The organism is Cryobacterium breve (assembly GCF_027594785.1).
In the GTDB taxonomy this organism is placed as follows: Bacteria; Actinomycetota; Actinomycetes; order Actinomycetales; family Microbacteriaceae; genus Cryobacterium; species Cryobacterium breve_A.
The window spans coordinates 2,668,224-2,694,256 of the sequence record NZ_CP075584.1; the positions used below are offsets into that span (position 1 = coordinate 2,668,224).

Consider the following 26,033-nt stretch of genomic DNA (forward strand, 5'->3'; position numbering starts at 1 on the left):
CTGTCCCGGCCGGATTCCCGCGCGGTGGCATCGGGAGGCCGGGTCCGGGCATCCGCCGCAACGGCCCGCATCAGGTCGCGGTCCGGGCCAGTCGAGGGCGGAGGGCGGCGAGGATCCGGGTCAGGTCCAGCGAGATCGCGGTCGCGGCGCCCATCGCCGTCGCGGGAGTGGCGTCGTGCCGGGTGTCCAACTCGGCCGTCAGCTGGGCCACGGCGGTCTCGGCCGTCTCGAATGCGCCAGAGTCGGTCAGGACGGCGTCTCCGTCCCGGCCGGACTCCCACTCGGTCAGCACTGCTGCGACCGCGAGCAGGGCGCGGGCGAGTGGCGGCCTGAGCTCTGGATGCAGTTCGAGGGCTATCGGAGCCCCCCAGGCGACCCCGGCGAGCACATCGGTGAGGTCGCGCACGTGGAACGTGACGGTCTCGAGCGCGGCCAGGTCGTCCCGGTCACTGGCCAGGTCGCGCCGGTGGATGCGGGCCCGAGGGTTGCCCTTGCGGCTGTCTTCCGCGTGGAACAGGGCATCGTGAACGTCACGCACGAGTCTGATGAGTTCGTCGCCGCGGCTCGCCCAGTCGTCGCGTTCGGGCGGCCAGTTCTCGGTGAGGGCCTCGGCCAGGTCGGAGAGGTGGCCGGCGAGCCTGCCGCGGTAGTGCGACAACTGGCGGCCGACCGCGTCGAGGGTCAGGGGCGGCAGGATCAGGAGGTTCACGGCAAGGCCGATCACGATGCCCAGGGACACCTGCTCGAGGTAACCGATCGAGTACCCGTCCGCATTCGGTCCCCCGATGATGAGCACGAACAGGGCCGTCACCGGGATGTACTCCCGGTTCGCGCCGAACACCCCTGTCGCGGCGACGAGCGCGCCCACACCGACGGCCAGAGATATGGTCAGCACGTTCGGACCGCTCACGAGCAACACCGCACCCGCGAGCACGATCGCGACGAAAAGGCCGCCGAGGGTCTGCAGTGAGTTCCGAACCGAACTCATCAGCGTCGGGTACATGCTGACGAGCGCTCCGAGCGGCGCGTAATAGGGGTACTCGTTTGCGACCCCCGGCAGGTATCCGGCGACCGTCCACGCGATCGCAACGGCGAGGGCGGCCTTCGCCGCGGCCAGCAGCCGAGCCGCGGTCAGCTGCGATCCCACCCACCGGGGCGCGTGCCGCACGGTCCGCCGTACGCCCGATCTCGTCATCTCCGTCCCCTCCTGTTACGCCACGGTACCGCCCGAACCGGTTCTTCTGCCGGTGAATCCGACCGAACCCGCCAGGGCCTGAAACTGGTCCGTGACTTTTCAGGCTCTATCCGGTAACGTTGTCAGGTCGGCTCTTGACACCGTGTGAATTTGTATGCGCGGATGGGTTTGTAAGTCAGGATGGGCCGGTTTCCCAGTAATCCGCTGGTGAAAAATCACTGTATGTGAACGGCCCCGGCCATAGACTGCCCGGGTTCTCAGGTTGCGATGCATGTGCGTCGTTGTTCTGCCATGTACCCAATACAACCCAGGAATTTTCTATGCCTACGAGCAACAACCCGGCTGTCAGCCGATCCAACAAGAACTTCGACCCGAAGTACGCCGCCAAGGGCGGACCCTCCCGCGGAGGATCCAACAACGGCAGCAAGAGCCCGGGCCACCGCGGCTACCAGGCCGATGCGGGCGCCCCCAAGAAGGCCCGCTGGAACGCCGGCGAACGCGCCGACCGCGCCGCGGGACGCCCCGCCAACGACCGTCCCGCCTACGGAGACCGTCCGGCCCGCAGCAATGACCGTCCCGCCTACGGCGACCGGGCCGCCCGCGGCAACGACCGCCCGTCGTACAACAGCGACCGCCCGTCGTACAACGGCGCCTCGCGCACCGACCGCCCGACGCACAGCAACACCGAACGCCCGACGTACAACGCCCGCTCGGAGCGTCCGTCCTACAACAGCGACCGTCCCCGCACCGACCGTCCGTCGTACAACAACGACCGTCCGTCCTACGGCGACCGCGCCCCGCGCACCGACCGTCCGGCCTACAACAAGGACCGCCCGTCTTACGGCGACCGTCCGGCCCGCAGCAATGACCGTCCCGCGTACAACAGCGACCGTCCCCGCACGGACCGTCCGGCGTACAACAACGACCGCCCGTCCTACGGCGACCGTCCGGCCCGCAGCAATGACCGTCCCGCGTACAACAGCGACCGTCCCCGCACGGACCGTCCGGCCTACAACAACGACCGTCCGTCCTACGGTGATCGTCCGGCCCGTACCGAGCGTCCGTCCTACGGCGACCGTCCGGCCCGTACCGAGCGTCCCTCGTACGGCGACCGTCCCGAGCGTTCGCACTCCGACCGTCCGTCTTACGGCGACCGCCCCGCCCGCACCGAGCGCCCCTCCTACGGCGACCGCACCGACCGCCCGGCTCGCACCGAGCGTTCCGACCGTCCGTCCTACGGCGACCGCCCCGACCGTTCGCACTCCGACCGCAGCAACCGTTCTGCGCACGACGACGGCGGCCACTCCAGCAACTTCTACCCGAGCCGCGACACCAAGGCGCACTTCGCCGCCGGTGATGACGTCGTCCTCGAGCGCCTCGAAGCCATCGCGACGACGGCCGCCGAAGTTGTCGGCGTCACCTTCGGCGACCTGGGCCTGGGCGAGAACATCGTCCGCGAACTCGGCGCCCTCGGTGCCGCCAGCCCGTTCCCGATCCAGGCCGCGACCATCCCGGACGTGCTCGCCGGGCGCGACGTGCTCGGCCGTGGCAAGACCGGCTCCGGCAAGACGATCGCCTTCGGTGCTCCCCTCGTGGAGAAGCTGATGGAGAACAACGGCGCCAAGGACCGCAAGATGGCCCGCAAGCCCCGCGCGCTCATCCTGGCCCCGACCCGCGAGCTCGCCCTGCAGATCGACCGCACCGTGCAGCCCATCGCCCGCAGCGTCGGCCTCTTCACCACCCAGATCTACGGCGGAGTTCCGCAGTACCGCCAGGTGAGCGCCCTCCAGCGCGGCGTGGACATCATCATCGGCACCGCCGGCCGCATCGAGGACCTCATCGAACAGGGTCGTCTCGACCTCAGCGAGGTCGTCGTCACCGTCCTCGACGAGGCGGACTACATGTGCGACCTGGGCTTCCTCGAGCCCGTGCAGCGCATCCTGCGCCAGACCAAGAAGGGCGGCCAGAAGCTGCTCTTCTCGGCAACCCTCGACAAGGGCGTCGCCTCGCTCGTCAAGGAGTTCCTGACGAACCCGGCCGTCCACGAGGTCGCCGGTGAAGACCAGGCCTCCTCCACGATCGACCACAAGGTCCTCGTCATCGAGCACCGCGACAAGAGCGCCATCATCGGCCAGCTCGTCGACCGCCAGGGCAAGACGCTGATCTTCTCCCGCACCCGTGCGTACGCCGAGCAGCTCGCCGAGCAGGCTCGAAGACGCCGGCGTGAAGGCGACGAGCCTGCACGGCGACCTGAACCAGGCCCGCCGGACCCGCAACCTGCAGATGCTGACCAGCGGTCGCGTCAACGTGCTCGTGGCAACGGATGTCGCAGCCCGCGGCATCCACGTGGACGACATCGACCTGGTCATCCAGGCCGACGCACCCGACGAGTACAAGACGTACCTGCACCGCTCCGGTCGTACGGGCCGCGCCGGCAAGTCCGGCACCGTCGTCACGCTGATCCCGAAGCAGCGTCGCCGTCGCATGGACGAGGCTCCTCGAGCGCGCCGACATCGAAGCCAGCTTCATGAACGCCGCCCCCGGCGATGCCGCCGTGCGCGAGCTCGCCGGCCTGTAACACCCGCACCACCCGCAGGGCACCCACCATCCGGTGGGTGCCCTGCGGCCGTTAACCCCGCCCTTCCCCGCTGAGGTGTCGCACATCGAGGTTCCCGGCGCGGATGAACCTCGATTCGCGACACCTCACGGTGGGCAGGGGGCGGGGGCAGGGCGCCGCGGGCGCGCGGTGCGGATGCCGCGGGTCAGGCGAGTGCGAGCAGCGCGGCCGCCGCGAGCGCGAGACCGAGGCCGACCCACTGCACGGGTGCGATCCGTTCCTTGAGCACGACCGCAGCGAGCAGGATCGTCCCGGCCGGGTACATCGCGGTCAGCACACTGATCACGCTGAGGTCCCCGATCCGGATCCCGATGAGCAGCAGCAGGTTCGCCGCGACGTCGACGAGACCGCAGACCGCGGCGAGCGTCAGGCCGATCGTGAGGGTGGACCGGCTGCGCCTCCCGGTGCGGGCAGGGACCGCGGCGGCGTCTGCCGCGCGAGCAGCGGCATCCGTCGCCCCGGAACCGGTGGCGGCAACGTCCGGAACGCCGACCCCGGCGAGCACCCGCCGCCGGTGCGCGGCGACGAACGCGAGCACGCCGACGCTCGAGAACATGATCGCGGCGTTGACTGCCCGGTTGAGCACGAGCGGCACGAGTCCGCTGTCGTCGGGCGTCAGGTCGATCAGGATCAGGAACGCGCCGATCATGATCCCGGACCCGATCGCCATCAGCACCCCGAGCGTCGTCGGTCGAACCGCACCCTTCTCCGGCACGAAGCCGACGAGCACGACCGCGACGAGCGCGAGGCCGAGGGCGGCGTATCCGACCGGGGCGAGCCGTTCGCCGCCGACGAGGCCGGCGGTCATCGGCACGATCGCCGAGACCACGGCGGTCAGGGGCGAGAGGATGCTCATCGGACCGATCGCGAGGCACGCGTACAGGAGGGAGATCGCGATCGCACCGGTCACCCCGGAGAGCGCGCCCCAGAGAACGGCGGTCGGCGACCAGACACCGCCGACGAACGGCAGGGCAAGGAGCAGGACCAGCAGGCCGGAGCTCGCGGCGACCGCGGTCACGAGGACCGCACTGAGCCTCTTGGCCGCGAGGCCGCCGAGAAAGTCGGCGCTCCCATAGATGAGGGCGCCGGCGAGTCCGACGAGGGCGGTGAGCATAGGCGTCCAGCCTATGCGAGTCGCGCGCCCAGGCTCAGGCCCACACATCGCTCGCGCCGACGGCGATTCCGGCACAGGTATGGTGGGAGCGACACAGCCGGAGGAGGAACGATGACCGCACGCTGGGCACGGTTCGCCCGCGGCTGGTATATCGCGGGTTTCGCGACCTTCGTCGCGGCGCTCTCGCACACCCTCGGCGGCGGGACGGCCCCCGGTCTCCTTCCCGTCGTCGTCTCCCTCGCGTTCGCCGGCATCGTCTGCATCGGCCTCGCCGGCCGCACTGCCTCGCTCTGGCGCACCGCGACAGCCGTGCTCGCGAGCCAGTTGATCTTCCACGGCCTGTTCTCCCTCGGAGCATCCGGCGGTTCACTGCGAACGGATGCCCCGGCCGGCACCCTGCCCGCCCACAGTCACACGGCCGGGTCCGCCCTGCTCTCGGTGCAGTCGGGAGCGACGGCCGCGCCCGGCCTGTCCGGCGTGTCCGGCCTGCCCGGCACCCACGCCGTGCTGCCGGTGACCGGCGTGCCCGGCATGACCGGCATGACCACGGCCCCGCTCGACGCGGCCCTGATGGTGCTCGCGCACGCACTGGCGGCCGTCGCGACGATCGTCGCCCTCCGGCACGGGGAACGTGCGCTCGGCATCCTCGTCGCGGCCGCGCGTCTTGTCGTCCGCAGGGTCCTGGTCGCCGGCAGCCTGCCGGTCCGCGCTCGCACCGCCCACCGCGCCCCGGCGCCGGCGCTTGTCTTCCTGCCCCGAGACCTCGGGGTGCTCCTGTCTGTGATGCGTCACCGCGGTCCGCCGGCGACCGTGCGTTTCGCCTAGACCAGACCGTTTTGCTTTTCGCTCCGAACCAGGGGCAGTCGCGTGCGCTTCAGCCCGATGTCCCGGTTGTTCGGTGCCGCCAACCATCTAAGGAACCACAGTGACGTTCAAGACCACCGCCCTCGCGGCATCCGCCCTGCTTGCCGGCGGCATTCTCGCGCTCGCCGCCCCGCTCTCCGCGAGCGCCCACATCGACATCGACCCGTCCTCGGCCGCCGCGGGGTCGTACTCCGTGCTGAGCTTCGCGCTCCCGCACGGCTGCGCAGGTTCGCCGACGACTTCCATCAGCATCGCCATCCCGGAGAGCGTCGTCAGTGTCACGCCGACGGTCAACCCGAACTGGACCGTCGAGAAGACCTCCACCCCGCTCGCAACCCCGCTGACGGATGAGGACGGCACCTCGATCACCCACAGGATCGGCGCCGTCGTCTACACCGCGATCACCCCGATGGCCGACGGCCTGCGCACGACGTTCGACCTCAGCCTGATGTTGCCGGCGGATGCCGCGGGCACGACCCTCGAGTTCCCCGTCGTGCAGACCTGCGTCACCGGTTCGACGAACTGGGACGCGCACACCGCCCCGGGTGAGGCCGAGCCGGAGCACCCGGCGCCGTCGATCGCCGTCACCGCGGCCGTCGCCTCCGACGAGCACGGCGCCGCCCACACCGACACCACCGCCGAAGCGAGCTCCGAATCGACGGATGCCGCGGCATCCGCCCCCGACGTGCTCGCCCGGGTGCTCGGTGTCGGCGGCCTCGTCGTCGGAGTCGTCGGCCTCGTGCTCGCGATCACCGCCCGCCGCAAGCACTCGGCTTAGGAGAGAACCATGCGAAGCAACCACGTCCGCGACTGGTCCCTGCGCGCCCTCGGCGTCGCGGCCGTGGTTGCCGCGACACTCGGGTTCTCCGCCGCCCCGGCGTCCGCGCACAACTATCCGGTGGGGTACGCGCCCGCGGAGAACTCGGTGGTGACCGAGCAGCCCGGCCGCTTCACGATCACCACGAACGACACCCTCCTGAACCTCGACGGCACCGGATCCGGCAACGCCATGCGGATCAGCGGTCCGACCTCCGCGCCTCTTTACTACGGCGACGGCTGCGTCACCCTGTTCGGCCCGAAGCTCGAGACCACGGCCCAGCTCGGCCAGCCGGGGGAGTACACGGTGACCTGGCAGGTCGTCTCGACCGACGGCCACCCGGTATCGGGCAGCTACACCTTCACGTGGCAGCCCGCAGCCGGCCAGGTGCTCGCGCAAGGCCTCGCCGCAGCCCCCACCTGCGGCGCCGCCACCCCCACCGACGCCGCCGCCACCCCCGCCGACGCATCCGCTACCCCCGGCACCGCGCAAAGCGCGGTCGCCCCCACCGACCTGCTCTGGATCGGCGGCGCCGCACTAGCCGTCATCCTCGCGGTGGCCGCAACCCTCCTCCTCACCCGCCGCCGCCCCACCCCCTAACCCACCCCACCAACCCCACCCCAGGCCGCGAGAGCGGAGAAAGTGCCCCTTCCCGCTGCGGGAAGGGGCACATTTCGTACTCTCGCGAGACGGGCGGGGTGGGGAAAGCCGGCGAGGGTGTCCGGGGTCGCCGGTAGACTCGCTGGGTGAGTTGGACTGCCGAACTGCCCCGTGAACCGGACGAGTGGGTGCCCGACGACCGCGATGCACCGGAGGACTACGACGCTCCGCCGCCCCCGGACTACGGAGCGGGCGACGGCCAGGGAAACAGCTCCGACTACGGCTCCCGAGTCGGCCCGGGCGCCGGCGCAGGCGGATCCGGACCCATTCGCACGTCGCTCGCGCAGGCATCCGCCCCGCCCCGCCGCGCCACCGCGAAATTCGCGACGGCAGCGGATGCGCTGCGCACGGTGTTCGGCTACGACTCGTTCCGCGGCGAGCAGGCCGCCATCATCGACCAGGTCATCGGGGGCGGCGACGCCGTCGTGCTGATGCCCACCGGCGGCGGCAAGAGCCTCTGCTACCAGATCCCGTCCCTCGTGCGCGAGGGCACCGGCATCGTCATCTCCCCGCTGATCGCGCTCATGCAGGACCAGGTCGACGCCCTCACCGCTGTCGGTGTCCGCGCCGAATTCCTCAACTCCAGCCAGGATTCCGCCGAGCGTTCCCGCGTCGAACGCGACTACCTCGCCGGCAACCTCGACCTGCTCTACGTCGCCCCCGAACGGCTCTCCTCCGAGGCCACCAAGCGCTTCCTCGAACGCGGCACCATCGCGCTCTTCGCGATCGACGAGGCGCACTGTGTTTCGCAGTGGGGCCACGACTTCCGCCCCGACTACCTCGCCCTGTCCGAACTCGCCGACCGCTGGCCCGACGTGCCGCGCATCGCCCTCACGGCCACAGCGACGGATGCGACCCACCAGGAGGCTCACGCAGCGCCTGCAACTCGAGGGCGCGCGTCACTTCGTCGCGAGCTTCGACCGTCCGAACATCCAGTACCGGATCGTCGCGAAGGCCGAACCCCGCAAGCAGCTGCTCTCTTTCATCAAGACGGAGCACCCGCACGACGCCGGCATCGTCTACGCGCTCAGCCGCAAGAGCGTCGAGGCGACCGCCGAATTCCTGCGCGCCAACGGCCTCAACGCCCTGCCGTACCACGCCGGCCTCGACCAGGCGGTGCGCGCCCGCAACCAGTCCCGGTTCCTCCGCGAGGAGGGCGTGATCATCGTCGCGACCATCGCGTTCGGCATGGGCATCGACAAGCCCGATGTGCGCTTCGTCGCCCACATCGACCTGCCCAAGTCCGTCGAGGGCTACTACCAGGAGACCGGCCGCGCGGGCCGCGACGGCCTGCCCTCGACCGGCTGGCTCGCCTACGGACTGCAGGACGTCGTGCAGCAGCGCCGCATGATCGACGAGTCGCCCGGCGACCTCGCCCACCGCCGCAAGCTCTCCGCCCACCTCGACGCCATGCTCGCGCTCTGCGAGACCGTGCACTGCCGCAGAGTAAACCTGCTGCGCTACTTCGGCCAGGCGAGCGAACCCTGCGGCAACTGCGACACCTGCCTCGAACCGCCCGTGGGCTGGGACGGCACCGTGCCGGCTCAGAAGCTGCTCTCCACCATCGTGCGGCTGCTCCGTGAGCGCAACCAGCGCTTCGGCGCCGGCCAGATCGTCGACATCCTCCGCGGCAAGACCACACCGCGCACCACCCAGCACCACCACGAACAGCTCGCGACCTGGGGCATCGGCGCCGACCTCTCCGACCAGCAGTGGCGCGGCGTCGTGCGCCAGCTGCTCGCCCAGGGCATCCTCTCCACCTCCGGCGAATACGGCACGCTCGTGCTCACCCCGGTCGCCACCGAGGTGCTCGGCGGCCACCGCACCGTCGAACTCCGCAGCGAACCCGAGCGCGCCGCCCGGTCCACCTCCTCCGCCCGCACGGGAGCCGCGAAGGCCGCCGCCGCCGACCTCACCCCGCAGCAGGAGGCGCTGTTCCAGGCGCTCCGGGCCTGGCGTTCGAGCGTCTCCAAGGAGCAGGGCGTCCCCGCGTACATCGTCTTCGGCGACGCGACCCTGATCGCGATCGCCGTCGCGAACCCCGGCAGCATCGGCGACCTCGACGGCATCTCCGGCGTCGGCGCCAAGAAACTCGAGGCCTACGGGGCAGGCGTGCTCGAGGTCGTCGCGGCAGCATCCGCTTAGGATTACTCGCTTTTGTGCCTAACGGCACTCGTTCGAGCACGGTCCCTGTGGAAAGCTACAAGACGGATGCCGGACGCGGCACCCACCTTTGTAGCCTCGTCATGCACTATTTCCGGCCCTCGCCGAGCCGCCCTAGTGTGTAGAAAAATTCTGCCTACCAGAACGCACCTCTACAAAACTTCCGCGTAGAAAATTTCGAGTTCGAGCGAGAACAAAGGACCAACGATGGTTGACACTGCCCAGCGCTCCGCACCCACGACACCGGCGACGCCCTCCCCGGCCGCCCCCAAGCCCACCACCACCGGCACCTTCACCCCCATGCCCGCGATCAACGTCCCGGCGCTCAGCCGCCAGCTGCTCGGCACCTGGCCGGAGATCCGGATCGAGGCCCGCAAGCTCACCGCACGCCCCGAACTCCAGGGCGTACCCGGCCTGTCGATGGCCGAGCACCGCCTGCGCGTGCTCGAGCAGCTGAAGCTGCTCGCTCTGGAGGGCCACGTGCACCGCGCGTTCCCGGTGCACCTCGGCGGCGAAGACAACCACGGCGGAAACATCGCGGGGTTCGAAGAGCTCGTCACCGCAGACCCGAGCCTGCAGATCAAGGCGGGCGTGCAGTGGGGCCTCTTCGGCTCCGCCGTGATGCACCTCGGCACCCGCAAGCACCACGACGCCTACCTGCCCGGCATCATGAGCCTCGCCACCCCCGGCGTCTTCGCGATGACCGAGACCGGGCACGGATCCGACGTCGCGAGCATCGCCACCACGGCGACCTACGACCCGGAGACCCAGGAATTCGTGGTGCACACCCCGTTCCGCGCGGCCTGGAAGGACTACCTCGGCAACGCCGCGAACGACGGCATCGCGGCCGTGCTCTTCGCCCAGCTCATCACGGGCGGCGTGAACCACGGCGTGCACGCGTTCTGGATGCCCCTCCGCGACGAGACCGGCGCCTTCCTGCCGGGCGTCAGCGGCGAGGACGACGGCCTCAAGGGCGGCCTCAACGGCATCGACAACGGCAGGCTCGCCTTCGACCACGTCCGCATCCCCCGTGAGAACCTGCTCAACCGCTACGGCGACGTCGCCGAAGACGGCACGTACTCGAGTGCAATTTCCAGCCCCGGCCGCCGGTTCTTCACGATGCTCGGCACCCTCGTGCAGGGCCGCGTGTCCCTCGACGGTGCCGCGACCCAGGCATCCGCCATGGCCCTCACGATCGCCGTCACCTACGGCAGCCAGCGCCGCCAGTTCACGGCCGGCGGTGAGGCCGAGCAGGTCATCCTCGACTACCAGCGGCACCAGCGCCGGCTGCTGCCGCGCCTCGCGACGACGTACGCGCAGACCTTCGCCCACGACGAGTTCCTGGTCGCGTTCGACAAGGTCTTCAGCGGCATCGCAGACACGGATGCCGACCGCCAGAATCTCGAGACCCTCGCCGCCGCCTTGAAGCCGCTGTCCAGCTGGGCCGCCCTCGACACCATCCAGGAGGCCCGGGAGGCCTGCGGCGGCGCCGGCTTCCTCGCCGAGAACCGCCTGGTCGGACTCCGCGCCGACCTCGACGTCTACGCGACCTTCGAGGGCGACAACACCGTCCTGCTCCAGCTCGTCGCCAAACGGCTCCTCACCGACTTCAGCCGCAAGTTCGTCGACGCCGGCAGCGGGGTCCTCGCCCGCTACGTCGTGCAGCAGGCCACCGACCGAGCCCTGCACAACACCGGCCTCCGCACCCTCGGCCAGGCCGTCGCCGACTTCGGTTCGACCGCGCGCTCGGTGGGCCAGCTTCGCGAAACCAACGTGCAGCGGGAACTGCTCACCGACCGGGTCGAGACCATGATCCGCGACATCGCCGGAAAGCTTCGCCCGGCGAGCAAGCTCTCGGCCCGGCAGTCCGCCGACCTGTTCAACTCGCACCAGGACGAACTCATCGAGGCGGCCCGCGCGCACGGCGAGCCTCCTGCAGTGGGAGGCTTTCACCCGCGCCGTCGAGCACACCACGGATGCCGGAAACAAGCAGATCCTGACCTGGCTGCGCGACCTGTTCGGGCTCGGGCTCGTCGAGAAGCATCTCGCCTGGTACCTGATCAACGGACGCCTGTCCGCCCAGCGCGCCCAGTCGGTCACGGCGTATATCGACCGGATCATCGCCCGCCTCCGCCCCTTCGCCCTGGACCTCGTGGACTCCTTCGGGTACAGCCCCGAGCACCTGCGCGCGAAGATCGCCTCCGGGGCGGAGCAGGAACGCCAGGACGAGGCCCGCGACTACTACACCGCCCTGCGCGCCTCCGGTGACGCCCCGGCAGACGAGAAGGCCCCGCGCAAGAAGTAGCGGCCTGCCGAAACCGGCGCGGCGGCGGATGCGGGGCCGGTTCCGTCTCGTGCCCGCGCCGGTTTCGGCAAGCCGCGCCCGTTTGTGCCGGCGCCCGCGCCGGTTTCGGCAAGCCGCGCCCGCCGTTTCGGGTGCGGCTTGCGCAAACCGGCGCGGCGGCGGATGCTGCGGCACGGGCGAGCGGGCGGGACGCATCCGAATCGGGGTCGTACCGGGGTACTACGCGGTGCGGACAGTAAGCATCCGTTCGACCGATGCGCCCCGGGAGGCGCCCTGCGTATCGTGAATGCGGGGCCGACGTCCACCGACGTCCGGCCCCGCCAACGATGCGAATGAGGAGACGGATGATTCAGGCACAGTCCCTGACCAAACGCTACGGAAGCAAGGTCGCGGTCGACGCGATCGACTTCACGATCCAGCCAGGAACCGTGACGGGCCTGCTCGGCCCGAACGGCGCGGGCAAGACCACGACCATGCGCATGATCGTCGGCCTCGACCGGCCAGACTCCGGTTCGGTCCTCGTCAACGGGCAGCGTTACCAGGACCTCCGCGCCCCGCTCCGCGAGGTCGGCGTGCTGCTCGACGCGAAGGCGATCCACACCGGCCGCTCGGCGCGCAACCACCTGCTCGCGATGGCCGCGACCCACAACATCCCGAAGAGCCGCGTCGACGACGTCATCGAGCTCACCGGACTCACCTCCGTCGCCCGCAAGCGCGTCGGCGGATACTCCCTCGGCATGGGACAGCGCCTCGGCATCGCCGCGGCCCTCCTCGGCGACCCGGGCATCCTGATCCTCGACGAACCCGTCAACGGGCTCGACCCCGAGGGCGTGCAGTGGGTGCGCAAGCTCATGCGGCACCTCGCCGGCGAAGGCCGCACCGTGCTGCTCTCCTCCCACCTGATGAGTGAGATGGCGCTCACCGCCGACCACATCATCATGCTCGGCCGTGGCCGGATCATCGCCGACGCCCCCGTCGCCGAGATCATCGGCCAGGCCGGCGGCGCGACCGTCCGCGTGCGCAGCCCGCACGCGACCCGGCTCGCCACCCTGCTCGCGCAGGCCGAGGTCTCCGTCGTGAACCTCGAACAGGACGTGCTCCAGATCACCGGCATCACGGCCGCCGAGATCGGCGACCAGGCCGCCGCCGCCGGCATCGTGCTCCACGAACTCACGAGCCTCACCGCCTCCCTCGAGGACGCCTACATGTCCCTCACCCAAAACGAGGTCGAATACCGCACCGGCGGCACCGGCGACGACGAATTCGACGATTCCGACACGACAGACGCCGCAGCGGATGCCGCGGTGAACGACGATCCGGACCCGCGCGAGACCGAACTGCAGGAGGCAGCACGATGAGCACCCCCACGATCCTGGTTGCCGGCACCCCGGAAACCCTCGCCGACATCGGCACGGAGTACGTGCCCGCGTCGACGCCGACCGGTCCGCACCTCAGTGCGATCGGCATCATCCGCTCGGAGTGGATCAAGCTCAGCACGGTGCGCTCGACGATCTGGTGCTTCGCGGTGCTGCTCGTCGTGTCGATGGGGCTCGCCGCGATCATGTCGCTCGCGCTCGACCTCACCGGGACAGACATCGCGACGGTGCCCGACACCGATCAGGCCAGGTTCGTGGCGCAGGCCTCGACCTTCGGCGTGTTCTTCGGCCAGCTCATCGTCGCCGTGCTCGGTGTGCTCGCCGTCACCGGCGAGTTCACGACGGGCATGATCCGGTCCACCCTGACCGCGGTGCCGAAGCGCCTCCCGGCGCTCTGGGCCAAGGCGCTCGTGTTGTTCGTCACGACCTTCGTCGTCGGTCTCGTCAGCAGCATCGCCTCCTACGTCGTCACGGTCGCGATCGTGTCCGGGCAGGGCCTGCACGCGAGCCTCTTCGCCCCCGAGGTCATCCTCCCGGTGCTCGGCGGCTCGCTGTACCTCGGGCTCGTCGCGGTCTTCGCCCTCGGCATCGGCACGATCGTGCGGAGCGGGGCCGGCAGCATCGCCGTCACCCTCGGCGTGATCCTGCTGCTCCCGGTCGTGCTCCAGATGATCCCGGCCACGTGGGCGAGCGACGTGCTCCCGTACCTGATCTCCTCCGCGGGTATCAGCATGTTCGGCCTGATGCAGTTCGCCAAGGTGCCCCTCGACTGGTCGGTCGACCTGATCATCGTCCTCGTCTGGGTCGTCCTGAGCCTCGGCGCCGCCTCGGTGCTGCTCAAGCGCCGCGACGCGTAACCGAGCGGCCATGAACGGGACCGGGCAGGCAGGGCCGGGCGTCGGCACCGACCGGTGACCGGCATCCGCCCAGTTCGCAGCAAGTAGAGTCCCAATCATGACCTCCACCAGCCCCAGCCCCGCCGCGACCCCCTCGCGGACGGGGCTGGACTGCGTCTGCCGACTCCTCCCGGGGTCACCCGCCGGTTCTGGGCGCGGCACCCCTGGCTGGTCGATTCCCTCGTCGCGGCCGTCTACCTCGTCCCGACGGCGATCGTGCTCCTGATCGACGCGACCCGGCCGGCAGTCGGCCCCGCGCCGGTCGTCATCGTCTCGGCGCTGCTCCTCACCGGCCTGATCGCGGGAGCATTGCTCTTCCGCAGGCACGCCCCACTGCTTGCCCTCGCCCTCTCGTGCACCGCGCTGCTGCCGTCGTTCCCGAACCACGGCCAGGGCGACACCCTGCCCGTGATGATCGCCCTCTACGCGGTCGCGGTCTATCGGAACGTGCGCAGCGCCTGGATCGGCCTCGCGGTCGCGGTCGGCATCTCCACCCTCGGCGCCTACTTCGGCTCGGGCAACCCCTTCATCTCCTGGCTGAGCGTTGCCTCCCAGGACGCGGTGCTGCTCATCGTGGCCACCGTGATCGGTGTGAGCGTGGGCGACCGGATGCGCTACGTCGCCTCCCTGGTCAGCCTCGCCGCCCAGCTCGCCCACGACCGTGACCGGCAGGCCCAGCTCGCCCGCAGGCTCCGAACGCGCCCGGATCGCCCGCGAGCTGCACGACATCGTCGCCCACAGCCTCTCGGTGATGGTCGCCCTCGCCGACGGCGCCGACGCCCTCGCGGTGCGCGACCCCGAACGCTCCCGCGCCGCGATGCGCGAGGTCGCCTCCACCGGCCGCGGCTCGATGGCCGAGATGCGGAGGCTCCTCGGCGTACTCAGCGACGACGACGAGACGGCGGATGCTGCGGCATCCGCCCCCGGGCAGGCCGCGGCAGGGCCCGGGTCCGGCACCACGACCGCCGCCGCAGCGACCGTCGCGACCGCCGCCCCGCTCGCCCCGCAGCCCGGTGCCGACCAGCTCGTCGACCTCGTGGACTCCTTCCGCTCCGCGGGACTCCCGGCCCGGCTCGAGCTGAGCGGGCGCGTGCCCGGCAGCCCGGGCGTGCAGCTCACGATCTACCGGGTCGTGCAGGAATCCCTGACCAACACCCTGCGCTACGCGGCCCAGCCGAGCGTGGTCTCGGTGCGGCTCTCCTCGTCGCCCGGCCGGGTCGAGGTCGTCATCGACGACGACGGCCACGCCCGTGTGCCCCAGCCGAGTGTGGGAGGCGGGCGCGGCATCATCGGCCTCCGCGAACGGGTCGCGCTCTACGGGGGCACCCTCGAGGCCGGACCGCTCAGCGGGGGCGGTTGGCGCGTGCGCGCGACGATGAGTCTCGACGAAGGGCAGGCCCCCGCATGACCGGTCTCCGCGACCCGACTCCCCGCGACCCGGCCAACGAACACGCCCCCCTCGACCCGGCCCCCCGCGACCCGGCGACTGTCGACCTCGAGCCGGCCCCGACCCGGATCATGCTCGTCGACGACCAGTCCCTGCTCCGGATGGGATTCCGGATGGTGCTCGAGGCCGAGGACGACTTCACCGTCGTCGCCGAGGCCGGCGACGGCGCAACGGCCGTGCGGCTCGCCGCGAGCATGCTGCCAGACGTCATCCTGATGGACGTGCGGATGCCCGGCGTCGACGGCATCGAGGCGACCCGGCTGATCACCGCGGCGCACCCCCAGATCCGGGTCATCATCCTGACCACCTTCGACCTCGACGAGTATGCGTTCGGCGGTCTCAAGGCCGGCGCCCGTGGTTTCCTGCTCAAGGACGCCCAACCGAGCGAACTGACCGCCGCGATCCGGGCGGTCGCGTCGGGGGAGGCATCCGTTTCGCCCCGCGTCACCCGGCGGATGCTCGAGCTGTTCGGGTCCCGGCTTCCCGCCGAAGGGGCGGACGGCGCCGCGACCGGCGAGGACCCCGCAGCGGATGCCGCGCGCATCGACGTGCTGACCGACCGGGAACGGGAGGTTTTCTTCGCGATCGCCGAGGGTCTCTCCAACACCGAGCTCGCCGAGCGGTTCTTCCTCTCCGAGTCCACGGTGAAGACCCACGTCGGCCGGATCCTGCAGAAACTCGGTCTCCGCGACCGGGTGCACATCGTGATCCTCGCCTACGAGCAGGGGCTGGCCCGCCCCTGAACGCCCGCCGCATTGGCGCGCGCGGCGCATCCGCTGACCCGCGACAAGCGCCGTAGGCTCGGGAGATGCGCACCTTCTACCCAGAACTCGAACCCTACGAAACCGGGATGCTCGAGGTCGGTGACGGGCAGTCCATCTACTGGGAGGCATCCGGCAACCCGGACGGCAAGCCTGCGGTCTACCTGCACGGCGGCCCCGGCGGCGGATCGAGCCCCCAGCAGCGTCGCGTGTTCGACCCGGCGAAGTACCGCATCATCCTCTTCGACCAGCGTGGCTGCGGCAAAAGCACCCCGCACGCGAGCGCAGCGGATGCCGACCTCAGCACGAACACGACCTGGCACCTCGTCGCCGACATCGAACGCCTGCGCGAGCACCTCGGCATCGACCGCTGGCAGGTCTGCGGCGGATCCTGGGGCAGCTCCCTCGGTCTCGCCTACGCCGAAACCCACCCGGAGCGGGTGACCGAGCTCATCCTGCGCGGCATCTTCACGCTGCGGCCCGTCGAACTGGACTGGTTCTACGAGGGCGGCGCCGCGGCGATCTACCCCGACCTGTGGGAGGGCTTCCTCGCCCCGGTTCCCGTCGAGGAACGCGGCAAGCTCATCGAGGCGTACGGTCGCCTGCTGCACGACCCCGACCGCTACGTGCGCGAGCGCGCCGGTGTGGCCTGGTCGACCTGGGAATCGTCGACGATCACGCTGCTGCAGCAGCCCGCGACGATCGCCCGGTTCACCGAGCCCGACTTCGCGGTCGCGTTCGCGCGCATCGAGAACCACTACTTCCGGAACCTCGGCTGGTTCGAGCCCGGGCAGCTGATCCGCGACGCCGGCCGGCTGAGCGAGATCCCCGGCGTCATCGTGCAGGGTCGCTACGACATGTGCACTCCGGCGTTCACCGCCTGGGAACTGCACAAGAACTGGCCGGAAGCCGACTTCCGCATGATCCCAGACGCCGGGCACTCCTTCGAGGAACCCGGCAACCTCGACGCGATCATCGAAGCCACGGACCGCTTCTCCGCCTGAACCGCGCGGGGCGGCTCACTCGAGCGTGAGCTGCCCATCGTGCTGCCGGTAGTGCTCACCGGTGTCCGGGCAGACGTAGAGTCCGTCGCCGACGTGCTCGAGGGTCGCGCCGCTGCGCCCGACCCAGCCCACCCGTTCGGCGGGTACCCCGACCATGAGGGCGAAGTCGGGCACGTTCGCGGTCACGATGGCTCCGGCGGCCACCATCGCCCAGCGCCCGATCGTCAGGGGCGCGAGGCACACGGCGTGCGCCCCGACGGATGCCCCGGTGCGCACCGTCACGCCGAGCGTCGACCGTTCACTCACCGGCCGTGCCGAACCGTCGCCGTTGATCGCGCGCGGGTGTGGGTTGTTCGTGAACACGGCCGCCGCACCGACGAAGACCCCGTCCTCGAGCAGTGCGGGTTCGTAGACGACCGCGTATTCCTGCACGATGCAATTGCGGCCCACCACAACGCCGGGTCCGACGTAGGCGCCGCGGCCGAGCATGCTGCCGGGCCCGATCCGGGCGTACTCGCGTACCTGAGCCAGGTCGGCGATGTGCGCGCCTGCGCCGATGACCGCGCTCGGGTCCACTTCCCCCGGGGATGTGACGTTCATCGCGCGCCGGCGGTCACTGTGGTGACGCGGGGTGCGATTGATCGGGGTTGACGGTGCGGGTGAGGCGATGAGGTCGTATTCACGGCAGTCCCTGTGCTCGGGTGTACAGGAGGAAGCGGACGGTACGAGGAACGGATGCGTCGTGGTCGCCGTTCCCGGCGGTCACGAACGGAACGTACCCCGCAACTGCCGCGACACGCTAGTACCCCTCGGGGGGACATCCGCTACTGTGCAAGCTTCACGGCGTGGCGAGCTTCACCGAGTAGACGGGGACGAGGTTGACGGTCACCTTGCCCGTGTCCACGCCCGCCGCATCCAGCAGCCCCTTGAGAGTTGTCGTGTTGGGCACCGGGAGCGGGCCCTCGAGGCGGATGTAGACCTCGGAGTCGCGCGTGCTGACCGTGTCGACCTCCCAGCCGACCGACTGCGCCCAGGTCTCCGCGACCCGGTGGACACCCTGCTCGACAATGGCGCGCGCACTGATGCCGATGCTGGTAATGGCGAGCGGCACGCCGATCACGAGGAACATGACGGCGAGCAGGGCGATGGTGCGGCCCATTCCCCGCTGCGCTTCGCCGGCCATGGGCTCGCGGGCGAGCCGGGTGACCCCGTAGACCGACATCACGACGACGCCCGTGCCGATGATGGCGACGACGTTGGTGACGAAGAGCAGCAGGGCGCCGAGTGACTGGGTGATCGAGCCGGATTCGAGGGTGAGGCCGGCCACGGCGAGCGGGGGCACGAGCGAGATTGCGATCGCGACGCCGGGCAGCGTGTCCGAGATGTCCTTGCGCACGAGCGCGACGGAGCCGACCACGCCGGTGCCGAGGGCCGCAAGCAGGTCGATCAGGCCCGGGGTCACCCGGGCGGACACCTGCGCGTTCGTGTCGGCGAGCACGTCATTGACAACGAGGTAGCCGACGGCATACCCGACCGCGACTGCAGTTGCGGCGCCCGCGACGACCAGGAGCAGCGAGCGGATGAGGTTCGCCCGGTCCCCGATCACGGTCGCGAGCATGGTGCCCATGATCGGGGTCATCAGCGGGGCGACGATCATCGCACCGATCACGGTCGCCGTGGAGTCGCCGACGATTCCGGCCGAGGCGATGACCGCGGACAGCACGAGCAGCATCCAGAAGCGGCTGTAGCGGCTGCGCACGTCCGGGCCGTCGAAGAACACCGACGCGCGCATATTGGCGACGGTGTTGAAGCGGGCCTCATCGAGCATGGTGCCGCCCTCCCGCGGTCGCGAGGCCTGGTTTGCGGGACGTCGGTGGGGACATGCAGTGATCCTAGGGAAGATCCCGGGTCAGCGGCAGGGGCACTTCAGGAGTTGCCCGATGGTGTCGCCGACGCGCGGCACCGTACGTTGGTAGGCATGACTCCTCTTCCGACCCTTCCCATACCCGGCCGGCCCGGCGAGGATGCCCCGGACGGTCGGGGCAGAACCGGCCTGGATCGGGTCGGTGCCGACCTGCATGGGAACCCTGACGTCACCGTCGACCGTGTCGAGGTGACCTCCGACGGCTGGCATGTCCTGCGCCGCACGACCTTCCGGTACCGCGGACGCAATGGGCAGCAAACCAGCCAGCAGCGCGAAACCTACGACCGCGGCAACGGCGCCACGATCCTGCTCTACGACCCGGATCGCAAGACCGTCCTGCTGACACGCCAGTTCCGGTACCCCGCGTACGTCAACGATCACCCCGACGGAATGCTCATCGAAACCGCGGCCGGCCTGCTCGACGAGGACTCGCCCGAGGTCGCGATCCGCAGGGAGGCGAGCGAGGAACTCGGCGTGGCGGTCGGGGAGCCTGCGGCACGTGTTCGACCTGTACATGAGTCCGGGTTCGGTCACCGAGCGCGTGCACTTCTACGTCGCCGCCTACGGCCCGTCCGACCGGGTGTCACCGGGGGGCGGCCTGCCCGAAGAAGGCGAGGAGATCGAAGTCCTCGAGATCCCCGCCAGTGACGCCCTGGCCATGGTCGCCGACGGCCGTATCGTCGATGGCAAGACCGTGCTCCTCCTGCAGTGGGCCGCCCTGGCCGGTCTGCTCTGACCCGAGCGGCGAGACTCCAGAAATCCGTCGCACCTCTTCTGACGTCAGGTTCGAACACGGCCCGACGGTCACACGCCTGGGACTTCGGCAAACTCCTTCTTCGTAGAGGTGTACCAATCCATCGACTGCTTCGGGTGCCTCCAACGAGCTTTCATTTCGTTGTGGGCTTGCTCGTGGGTGGCGTCTCCGGCTTTGACCGCGTCCTTGAGGTGGCGGTTCTGGGCCTTGATGACGTCATCGGCGGTCTCGCCGTGCAGCGGTTGATCGCACGGTCCACCCAGCTGGCGGCATGTCATGGTCTTCATCGGTTCGGGTCCTCACTGTCAAGGCGGTCCCCGTTTGAGGCCCGCTACCTATATGACGATCGATCGGCTCCAAGTGTGACCGCTGACGTGGTCGACGGTCGCAGGTCAAGCTCGGCTCGCTCCCGCTTCACGCCGGATGATGTGTTCCAGGACTGCCGGATCGGCGCGGAAGTCGATTCGAGACACGACGCCGTCGAGGACCGTGAAGTCAAACGCAACACGGGGGGCACCGCGATGAAACCATGCGGCCCCTGCGCGCCCGTCGATGAATACGGGGAGAGCGGCCTTGGCTGCGCCGTTGAACATCGTCGCCACCGCGGTCCGCCCTTCGATCCGAGACGGTGTCCCCTCCGCTATGGCCGCGTCGTCACCGACGACCAGTACGTCCGGTGCCAGCAGCTTCACGAGTTGCTCGAAATCGCCTTGCCGCGAGGCGGCGAGGAATGCGTCCACGACTTTCCAGTCGGCGCGGCCGTGCTCCTGGCTCTGCGGGCGGATCTTGCTTCGCGCCCTCGAAGCGAGCTTGCGTGCAGCGGCTGGAGTGCTCCCGAGGATGGCGGCGATCGTGGGAAAGTCAATGCTGAAGCTGTCGTGAAGGACGAAGGCGACACGCTCCGCAGGCGTGAGGCGGTCAAGCACCACCTGGAGGGCGATCCCGACAGTGTCGGCGAGGGCGAGCTCATCCGCTGGATCGGCGGTTCGCGACGGGGCCTCGAGGTCGTCAACGAGAATTGGTTTCTCGGCGCGCAGTCTGTCCAGGCACAGCCGTGTCGTGACCGTGGTCAGCCAGGCCGGCAGGTTGTCGATCGCGGCCTCTGTGGCGTGCAGTCGCAGCCAGGCCTGCTGGACGATGTCCTCGGCCTCCGCGCCATCGCGCAGGATGCGTCCGGCAATACGCAACAGACGGGGACGTTCACGCTCGAAAACTTCTGTCTTGTCCATGATCATCACGCTTTCAGTGGAGTTCTCATGTTAAAGGGTGAGGTCCGACCGCTACCGAACGGCCGCGTCACGTCTAACTCGCGCCGAGAATCGCCGTAAGCGCCGAGTAACCACGTTGCGCCGGCGATTCTCGGCCTCATCGGCGATTCTCGGCGACGGATGCGGTGGGGAGGTCGTGTCCCGGCTTGGTGCCGTCGGTAGGGTTCGAGGAGGCAGGGTGTCTATGGGGGGCAACCATTAGCTGGTTGGAGGCAGAAAATGAATCGTGGACCGTCGTTCGCGCTCGCTTCGTTGGTGCTTGCGGTATTGGCGCTGAGCGCCTGTTCGTCAACGCCCGGCGTCGTCGCTACACCGACAGTCGCAGGGGGAGCGATCGAGCTGGCCGTTTCGCAGACCTGCGCCGCGAGTTCAGATCTCCACTGCGTTGCGGTCAATGGTGAGAACGTAGTGCTCCCATCTGCCTTCGAACGCGCAGGCGTTGGGGATGCCGTCGTGGCCGAAGTGGAGGGGCGCAATGCGGTTGACGTGACGTTCAGCGAAGAGGGGTCCGTGGTCTTTCGCGCGCTCACCGAGAAAGCCGCAGGGGCGGGAAGCACCGCGCGCCTGGTCATGCGGATCGGCGGAGAGCTGAAAGCCGCGGTTGTGGTGATGCAAGCGATGGAGGGCGATCAGGTTCAGATTGGTCTGTCGCCGGACGACAACGCCCAGGGCGTCGTCGATCTGATTCGCAGGGGCTGAAAAGGCCCCTCGGCTACTGATTCACTGGTCCGAGGGCCCGGGTGGAGTTCACCTCGTGAGCGTCTCGGCTATCGCCTTGATCTGGGCCAGGACCGCCTGCGCATTGGTGCGCTCGAGGGTTTCCGGTCGGGCAAGGCAATCGATGTGCCGTCCGAGGCCGGGGTGGGACAGCGGACGAAGGACCAACTCCGGATGCTCGCGCAGGTCGGTCGTGTACCGAGGCATCAGCGCGACGCATCCGCTCGCTTCGACGACGGACGCGGCTACCGAGAACTCGTTGATTCGGTGCAGGATTCGGGCCTCGTCCCCTCCGATTCCCGCGATCAGGGCGAGAGCCTGCGTGAGCGGGAAACCGTCGTGCACCGCCACCCACTCCTCGCCCTGAAGATCAGCCGGCTCGATCGCCGCTTTCGACGCGAGGCGGTGATCGTGGCGAACCGCGATGTCCAGGGGCTCGTACAGGAGGTGTTCCACCCGGACCGACTCCGGCCATGAGGGACTGCCGACCAGCCGATGGGCGAGCACAAGATCATGATCGGTGGTGAGTAGGGGGAAGTCCTCCTGAGCAACATCGAAATCGCTCAGCCGAACGCCGGGCAGGTCAGGCCTGACGCAGGCGGCGATCAAGGGTCCGAAGACGGCCAGGCCCACACTGTGGAAGGCGGTCACGGAAACGGTGCCCCGGTGATCGCCCTGGAACCGTGCCACCGCCTGCGCGGCGCGTTCGAGTGCCACTTCGACGTCGATCGCGGCGAGAGCGAGGGCGCGCCCGGCATCCGTGAGTGCCGTCCGTCGGCCATCCCGGAAGGTCAAAGGAGCGGGCGATTGACGCTGCAGGGCGCTGATCTGCTGCGAAACCGACGACGGCGTGACGTGCAGCGCCGCTGCGACGGCGGCGATGCTGCCGCGGTCGCCCAGCTCTCTCAACGCCCGAAGCTGACCGAGTTCCATAAGTTGAAACTAATGCATGTGACACCAAAGCACTCTCTTGTATTACGCGATGGCAGACCGGACGATGGAGGAATGCCCGCCCTCCTCAGTCGATTCCGCGTCGACCTGCTCCTGCTCCTGGTCGCCGCCGCCTGGGGGTCGACCTACCTCGTCGCCAAAGAACTGGTCACGCCCCAATCCGTCGTCGCCCTGCTCGCAACACGGATGCTGCTCGCAGCGGCCATCATGGCGGCCCTCGTTGCCGTCCGTCGGCACCGGATCACGGCAGCGGAGCCTGAGATCCGGGATGCTGCTCGGGACCCTGCTGGCTGCCGTGTTCGCCTTCGAAACCTTCGGGATCGCCCACACCTCGGCCACGAACGCCGGACTCATCATCAGCCTGACGATCGTGTTCACCCCGATTCTCGATTCCGCGATATCCGATCGACGTCTGCCCGGCAGGTTCTTCCAGGCCGCGGTCATTGCCATCGGTGGCGTCGTCCTGCTCGCCAGTGGCGGCGTCTTCCAGGCGCCAAACCTCGGCGACCTGCTCGTGCTCGCCGCGGCCATCATCCGCGCCGTTCACGTCACGTCGATGTCCAAGCTCACGGGCAATGCTCCGATGAACTCGTTTCACCTCACCACGGTGCAGCTGTCCACCTGCGCGATGCTCTTCTCGGCGGTGTCACTGTTCTACGGTGACTCGATCCCGCACTTCCTGGCCCGTCTCGACCCCGGACGTACGATGCTGTTTCTCTACCTCGTCGTCGCGTGCACTGTCTTCGCGTTCCTGATCCAGACCTGGGCCGTCCGACGCACCTCGCCCTCGAGAGTGAGCCTCCTCCTCGGAACCGAGCCGGTCTGGGCTGCAATCGTCGGAATCACCGTCGCTCATGACCCGGTGGCCCTCGCCGGATACCTCGGTATCGCCCTCATCCTCGCGGGCACGGCGTGGGGCCGGTCCATCGAGCAACGGCATCGCCTCGCCCCGGCAGCCGGCATTGATCCGCGTCCGGTACCGGCTGGCCGGAGCTGAAGTCGTGCACGACGGCATCCGCACCCGACGGACGGCGACTCCACATGGCCACGGTCCCACTCGCGGGCCATGTGGGTCAGGAGTGTGGTTTGTCCGGACGTTCCATCCAGGTCTCAGGTGCTGCCACGCCGGTGAATCCGAATTTGGCGTACAGGCCGTGAGCGTCAGCGGTGGCGAGAGCGATCCGGCGCAGCCCGAGGGGTCGGCAGTCTTCGACGATGCCCGCGATGAGCATTTCCCCGAGGCCCTGTCCGCGAACCTCTGGGTCGACGAAAACATCACACAGCCACGCAAATGTCACCCCGTCGGTGATCATCCGGGCGTAGGCGACCTGCCGGCCCGATTCGGTGTCGTAGATGCCGAAATTGCGTGAGCCGTCGATCGCCGCGTCCTGTCGGGAACGGGAGCGCCCAGGTGCCCAATAGGACTGCTCGCTGATCCAGCGATGGACCGTGTCCCGGTCGATCTCGGCGGCATCCGGGGAAAACCGATAGTGAGCAGTCATGCCTTCATCTAACCGGTCACTAGCGCGGCGAGTGGCATTCCCGTCGCAACGCAGCACGACCTGACGCATAGGGTCGCAGAGATGCTGGGACGAACCAGCACCGCACTGAGCGCAATGCGTCCATGGGGTTGTGGCCCCCAGTCGTGGCGTTTCAAGAATGAGGAGTACAGCGGCATTCGCAAGGACAAGCGTGAGACCCGACGAGCCGATGATGACGCAGATCCACCGAGCGGGATTGACCGGCCCAAGGTTCCCTCTCTGGGCCAAGACGAGAGGCGCGTGGCACGCGAGACGCTAGTTCTTTAGCGGGGGTGAGGAATCGCGACAATGGGCTGGCTCGATGCCGCCGCAACAATCGTTTTGTGCCCGCGCCTGCGTTCTTGTTCGAGTCGATCGACCGATATGTTTGGCGGAAGAGCCCAGCCTTCGCTGATCAACTTCTCGATCGCGGAATGGAACCCGTGGACGGAAGCTCACGCGACCACGTACTACAAAGCGTTTGGAGTGCGTGCGATGGCGACTGATTCAGGTCAGGCAGATGGTAGCGAACGTCCGGTTGCTCGTGGGCGGAGACGGGCGCTCGTTGGCGTCCTGATCACATTGGTCACGGTCGGTGCTGTGCTGCTGTTAGTCGGGCACTTCTTGGGGCGTGGGTTCATTTTGACCCTGATCGGAGTTGCGGCGCTGTCATGCATCGTCTTGTTTAACCAGTGGCACGTCATGACTGAGATGCGCACTGCGATGTGCCAAGTCGATCCGGGGGCGACGGTAATTCTTGGTCAGCTGGCCCGCACTTCGCCCTCTCCCGCGATGATTGCTGGCTTCCACGCAAGCTCTTCGACCACCAAAAGCACGTGGCAGATGGGAATTTCGATCCGGACGAACTCTGTGGAGATGTGGGCGTGGGACAGTCGAACTCCCCGTCGTGCCGTGCGGATTGCGCGTTCCTCGATCCGGTCGGTCACTATCGATTGGGACTACGTAATGACGCTTCCCCGCGATTGTCTGCGCATTGAGTGGACCGATCACGGAACAACTCAATGGATCAAGTTCGCACCTATCGACGTGGACCGAACACTCCTCGGATTCATGAAGGACGCAGCGCTCGAACAGGTTGCAGCCGAGTTGCGAAATGCGACCACGGGATCGCGGACCGAATGACCGTATGGCGTCGGCAGCCAGTCGGGCCACAGGTTCTGGCAGAGCGGATGATCGCGCACAAGAGCGACAACGCGCAAAAGCCGATTTCGAGGCCGGAGAAAAGACATCCGTTAACGAGAAAAACCCCGGAGAACCGGGGATTTCAGCGGGTGGCCCCGACGGGCGTCGATCCCGTGACCTCTCGATTTTCAGTCGGATACAGGCCCTTGTGACCATGCGGAATGGGGTCAAGATCCGCGTAAAATCAACGAAGTTGCCGTCACAATGATCACTGAAATCACCTCGTTTTCCCCCAGTTGTGGGCAAAATGTGGGCAAAAATACGGGCACCGAAGGCCTGTGGAGAGCCCGTTCAGGCGCGATATTTGTCCGAGTCTGGCGAGATCGATTTTCTGAGATCTCTGTTCGATCGACCGGTGACTTCACCGGATTGCGTCACGGAAATACGTCACAGGAACCAGGTCGTTCAGTCGGCCAGGCCGAGAATTACCATCACGAGCCGCTCGAGTTCGACGAGCTGCGTCTCGGAGAGCCGGCC

The 26,033-nt window shown here is 68.7% G+C and carries 20 protein-coding genes and 6 pseudogenes; 18 read left to right on the forward strand and 8 right to left on the reverse strand.

The features are described 5' to 3' along the window. Positions 1 to 70: 70 nt before the first annotated feature. A complete protein-coding gene (locus tag KIV56_RS13055; RefSeq protein ID WP_198413383.1) occupies positions 71 to 1,147 on the reverse strand; it encodes an FUSC family protein in 1,077 nt (358 codons plus the stop codon). 368 nt (positions 1,148 to 1,515) lie between these two features. On the opposite strand from KIV56_RS13055, the pseudogene KIV56_RS13060 reads away from it, so the two are divergent. Beyond that, positions 1,516 to 3,773 (forward strand): annotated as a pseudogene (locus KIV56_RS13060) (DEAD/DEAH box helicase). 184 nt (positions 3,774 to 3,957) lie between these two features. On the opposite strand, the gene KIV56_RS13065 reads toward KIV56_RS13060, so the two are convergent. Further along, positions 3,958 to 4,926, reverse strand: a complete 969-nt coding sequence (locus KIV56_RS13065) for an EamA family transporter (protein WP_281533780.1) — start codon at positions 4,924 to 4,926, stop codon at positions 3,958 to 3,960. A 111-nt stretch (positions 4,927 to 5,037) separates the two neighbouring features. Here KIV56_RS13065 and KIV56_RS13070 point away from each other — a divergent pair, with 111 nt between their 5' ends. The 11 genes and pseudogenes from KIV56_RS13070 to pip all read left to right on the forward strand — a co-directional run bounded on the left by KIV56_RS13070 (position 5,038) and on the right by pip (position 17,219). Beyond that, the gene (locus KIV56_RS13070; protein ID WP_281533781.1) at positions 5,038 to 5,751 is read left to right on the forward strand and encodes a hypothetical protein; all 714 of its coding nucleotides are present in this window, start codon (positions 5,038 to 5,040) and stop codon (positions 5,749 to 5,751) included. Positions 5,752 to 5,851: 100 nt separating this feature from the next. Then, the gene (locus KIV56_RS13075; RefSeq protein WP_281533782.1) at positions 5,852 to 6,568 is read left to right on the forward strand and encodes a YcnI family copper-binding membrane protein; all 717 of its coding nucleotides are present in this window, start codon (positions 5,852 to 5,854) and stop codon (positions 6,566 to 6,568) included. Positions 6,569 to 6,577: 9 nt separating this feature from the next. Continuing rightward, positions 6,578 to 7,207 carry a copper resistance CopC family protein gene (locus tag KIV56_RS13080; protein ID WP_281533783.1) on the forward strand — a complete coding sequence of 210 codons (630 nt, stop codon included), beginning with the start codon at positions 6,578 to 6,580 and terminating at the stop codon, positions 7,205 to 7,207. Between the two features lie 146 nt (positions 7,208 to 7,353). Further along, positions 7,354 to 9,412: pseudogene (gene recQ, locus KIV56_RS13085) on the forward strand (DNA helicase RecQ). 225 nt (positions 9,413 to 9,637) lie between these two features. Then, positions 9,638 to 11,735: pseudogene (locus KIV56_RS13090) on the forward strand (acyl-CoA dehydrogenase). Positions 11,736 to 12,079: 344 nt separating this feature from the next. Beyond that, on the forward strand, positions 12,080 to 13,093 hold the full coding sequence (locus KIV56_RS13095) for an ABC transporter ATP-binding protein (protein WP_281533784.1): 1,014 nt from the start codon (positions 12,080 to 12,082) through the stop codon (positions 13,091 to 13,093). Beyond that, positions 13,090 to 13,968, forward strand: a complete 879-nt coding sequence (locus tag KIV56_RS13100; protein ID WP_281533785.1) for an ABC transporter permease subunit — start codon at positions 13,090 to 13,092, stop codon at positions 13,966 to 13,968. Before KIV56_RS13095 ends, KIV56_RS13100 begins: the two co-directional genes overlap by 4 nt. A gap of 156 nt (positions 13,969 to 14,124) precedes the next feature. Continuing rightward, positions 14,125 to 14,610 (forward strand): annotated as a pseudogene (locus KIV56_RS20480) (DUF7134 domain-containing protein); the annotation flags it as partial. 58 nt (positions 14,611 to 14,668) lie between these two features. Beyond that, positions 14,669 to 15,415 (forward strand): sensor histidine kinase, encoded by a 747-nt coding sequence (locus KIV56_RS13105; RefSeq protein WP_281533786.1) that lies wholly within the window; start codon positions 14,669 to 14,671, stop codon positions 15,413 to 15,415. Between the two features lie 110 nt (positions 15,416 to 15,525). Then, the gene (locus KIV56_RS13110; protein ID WP_281536153.1) at positions 15,526 to 16,197 is read left to right on the forward strand and encodes a response regulator; all 672 of its coding nucleotides are present in this window, start codon (positions 15,526 to 15,528) and stop codon (positions 16,195 to 16,197) included. A 65-nt stretch (positions 16,198 to 16,262) separates the two neighbouring features. Further along, complete coding sequence (gene pip / locus KIV56_RS13115; RefSeq protein ID WP_281533787.1) at positions 16,263 to 17,219, forward strand: prolyl aminopeptidase; 957 nt, start codon at positions 16,263 to 16,265, stop codon at positions 17,217 to 17,219. A gap of 15 nt (positions 17,220 to 17,234) precedes the next feature. On the opposite strand, the gene KIV56_RS13120 is transcribed toward pip, so the two are convergent. Together KIV56_RS13120 and KIV56_RS13125 are read right to left on the reverse strand one after the other, a co-directional pair. Further along, positions 17,235 to 17,819 (reverse strand): acyltransferase, encoded by a 585-nt coding sequence (locus tag KIV56_RS13120; protein ID WP_281533788.1) that lies wholly within the window; start codon positions 17,817 to 17,819, stop codon positions 17,235 to 17,237. 238 nt (positions 17,820 to 18,057) lie between these two features. Next, a complete protein-coding gene (locus KIV56_RS13125; protein WP_281533789.1) occupies positions 18,058 to 19,047 on the reverse strand; it encodes a DUF389 domain-containing protein in 990 nt (329 codons plus the stop codon). Positions 19,048 to 19,197: 150 nt separating this feature from the next. Here KIV56_RS13125 and KIV56_RS19845 point away from each other — a divergent pair. Beyond that, positions 19,198 to 19,617, forward strand: a pseudogene (locus KIV56_RS19845) (NUDIX domain-containing protein); the annotation flags it as partial. A gap of 40 nt (positions 19,618 to 19,657) precedes the next feature. Then, entirely contained in the window at positions 19,658 to 19,879 is a 222-nt protein-coding gene (locus KIV56_RS19850; RefSeq protein ID WP_348648587.1) for a hypothetical protein, read from the forward strand. Between the two features lie 68 nt (positions 19,880 to 19,947). Here KIV56_RS19850 and KIV56_RS13135 read toward each other — a convergent pair whose 3' ends face one another. Continuing rightward, positions 19,948 to 20,184, reverse strand: coding sequence for a hypothetical protein (locus KIV56_RS13135; RefSeq protein ID WP_281533790.1), 237 nt, complete (start codon positions 20,182 to 20,184; stop codon positions 19,948 to 19,950). A gap of 105 nt (positions 20,185 to 20,289) precedes the next feature. Then, the gene (locus KIV56_RS13140) at positions 20,290 to 21,132 is read right to left on the reverse strand and encodes a sigma-70 family RNA polymerase sigma factor (protein ID WP_281536154.1); all 843 of its coding nucleotides are present in this window, start codon (positions 21,130 to 21,132) and stop codon (positions 20,290 to 20,292) included. Between the two features lie 252 nt (positions 21,133 to 21,384). On the opposite strand from KIV56_RS13140, the gene KIV56_RS13145 reads away from it, so the two are divergent. Further along, positions 21,385 to 21,864 (forward strand): hypothetical protein, encoded by a 480-nt coding sequence (locus tag KIV56_RS13145; protein WP_281533791.1) that lies wholly within the window; start codon positions 21,385 to 21,387, stop codon positions 21,862 to 21,864. A gap of 48 nt (positions 21,865 to 21,912) precedes the next feature. On the opposite strand, the gene KIV56_RS13150 is transcribed toward KIV56_RS13145, so the two are convergent. Further along, complete coding sequence (locus KIV56_RS13150; RefSeq protein WP_281533792.1) at positions 21,913 to 22,815, reverse strand: LysR family transcriptional regulator; 903 nt, start codon at positions 22,813 to 22,815, stop codon at positions 21,913 to 21,915. 72 nt (positions 22,816 to 22,887) lie between these two features. Between KIV56_RS13150 and KIV56_RS20485 the strand changes: the two are divergent. Beyond that, positions 22,888 to 23,064: pseudogene (locus KIV56_RS20485) on the forward strand (hypothetical protein); the annotation flags it as partial. A gap of 37 nt (positions 23,065 to 23,101) precedes the next feature. Continuing rightward, on the forward strand, positions 23,102 to 23,830 hold the full coding sequence (locus tag KIV56_RS13155; RefSeq protein ID WP_281533793.1) for a DMT family transporter: 729 nt from the start codon (positions 23,102 to 23,104) through the stop codon (positions 23,828 to 23,830). Positions 23,831 to 23,906: 76 nt separating this feature from the next. Here KIV56_RS13155 and KIV56_RS13160 read toward each other — a convergent pair whose 3' ends face one another. Further along, positions 23,907 to 24,335, reverse strand: coding sequence for a GNAT family N-acetyltransferase (locus KIV56_RS13160; protein ID WP_281533794.1), 429 nt, complete (start codon positions 24,333 to 24,335; stop codon positions 23,907 to 23,909). 327 nt (positions 24,336 to 24,662) lie between these two features. Between KIV56_RS13160 and KIV56_RS13165 the strand changes: the two genes are divergently transcribed. Next, complete coding sequence (locus KIV56_RS13165; protein WP_281533795.1) at positions 24,663 to 25,496, forward strand: hypothetical protein; 834 nt, start codon at positions 24,663 to 24,665, stop codon at positions 25,494 to 25,496. Positions 25,497 to 26,033: the final 537 nt, after the last annotated feature.

What these genes read in the sequence shown, in the direction of transcription:
- KIV56_RS13135 (WP_281533790.1), bottom strand. Translation starts at nt 20,184, where the DNA reads ATGAAGACCATGACATGCCGCCAGCTGGGTGGACCGTGCGATCAACCG.
- KIV56_RS13065 (WP_281533780.1), bottom strand. Translation starts at nt 4,926, where the DNA reads ATGCTCACCGCCCTCGTCGGACTCGCCGGCGCCCTCATCTATGGGAGC.
- KIV56_RS13100 (WP_281533785.1), top strand. Translation starts at nt 13,090, where the DNA reads ATGAGCACCCCCACGATCCTGGTTGCCGGCACCCCGGAAACCCTCGCC.
- KIV56_RS13160 (WP_281533794.1), bottom strand. Translation starts at nt 24,335, where the DNA reads ATGACTGCTCACTATCGGTTTTCCCCGGATGCCGCCGAGATCGACCGG.
- KIV56_RS13140 (WP_281536154.1), bottom strand. Translation starts at nt 21,132, where the DNA reads ATGATCATGGACAAGACAGAAGTTTTCGAGCGTGAACGTCCCCGTCTG.
- KIV56_RS13120 (WP_281533788.1), bottom strand. Translation starts at nt 17,819, where the DNA reads ATGAACGTCACATCCCCGGGGGAAGTGGACCCGAGCGCGGTCATCGGC.
- KIV56_RS19850 (WP_348648587.1), top strand. Translation starts at nt 19,658, where the DNA reads ATGAGTCCGGGTTCGGTCACCGAGCGCGTGCACTTCTACGTCGCCGCC.
- KIV56_RS13165 (WP_281533795.1), top strand. Translation starts at nt 24,663, where the DNA reads ATGGGCTGGCTCGATGCCGCCGCAACAATCGTTTTGTGCCCGCGCCTG.
- KIV56_RS13110 (WP_281536153.1), top strand. Translation starts at nt 15,526, where the DNA reads ATGCTCGTCGACGACCAGTCCCTGCTCCGGATGGGATTCCGGATGGTG.
- KIV56_RS13095 (WP_281533784.1), top strand. Translation starts at nt 12,080, where the DNA reads ATGATTCAGGCACAGTCCCTGACCAAACGCTACGGAAGCAAGGTCGCG.
- KIV56_RS13155 (WP_281533793.1), top strand. Translation starts at nt 23,102, where the DNA reads ATGCTGCTCGGGACCCTGCTGGCTGCCGTGTTCGCCTTCGAAACCTTC.
- KIV56_RS13080 (WP_281533783.1), top strand. Translation starts at nt 6,578, where the DNA reads ATGCGAAGCAACCACGTCCGCGACTGGTCCCTGCGCGCCCTCGGCGTC.
- KIV56_RS13150 (WP_281533792.1), bottom strand. Translation starts at nt 22,815, where the DNA reads ATGGAACTCGGTCAGCTTCGGGCGTTGAGAGAGCTGGGCGACCGCGGC.
- KIV56_RS13145 (WP_281533791.1), top strand. Translation starts at nt 21,385, where the DNA reads ATGAATCGTGGACCGTCGTTCGCGCTCGCTTCGTTGGTGCTTGCGGTA.
- KIV56_RS13125 (WP_281533789.1), bottom strand. Translation starts at nt 19,047, where the DNA reads ATGCTCGATGAGGCCCGCTTCAACACCGTCGCCAATATGCGCGCGTCG.
- KIV56_RS13070 (WP_281533781.1), top strand. Translation starts at nt 5,038, where the DNA reads ATGACCGCACGCTGGGCACGGTTCGCCCGCGGCTGGTATATCGCGGGT.
- pip (WP_281533787.1), top strand. Translation starts at nt 16,263, where the DNA reads ATGCGCACCTTCTACCCAGAACTCGAACCCTACGAAACCGGGATGCTC.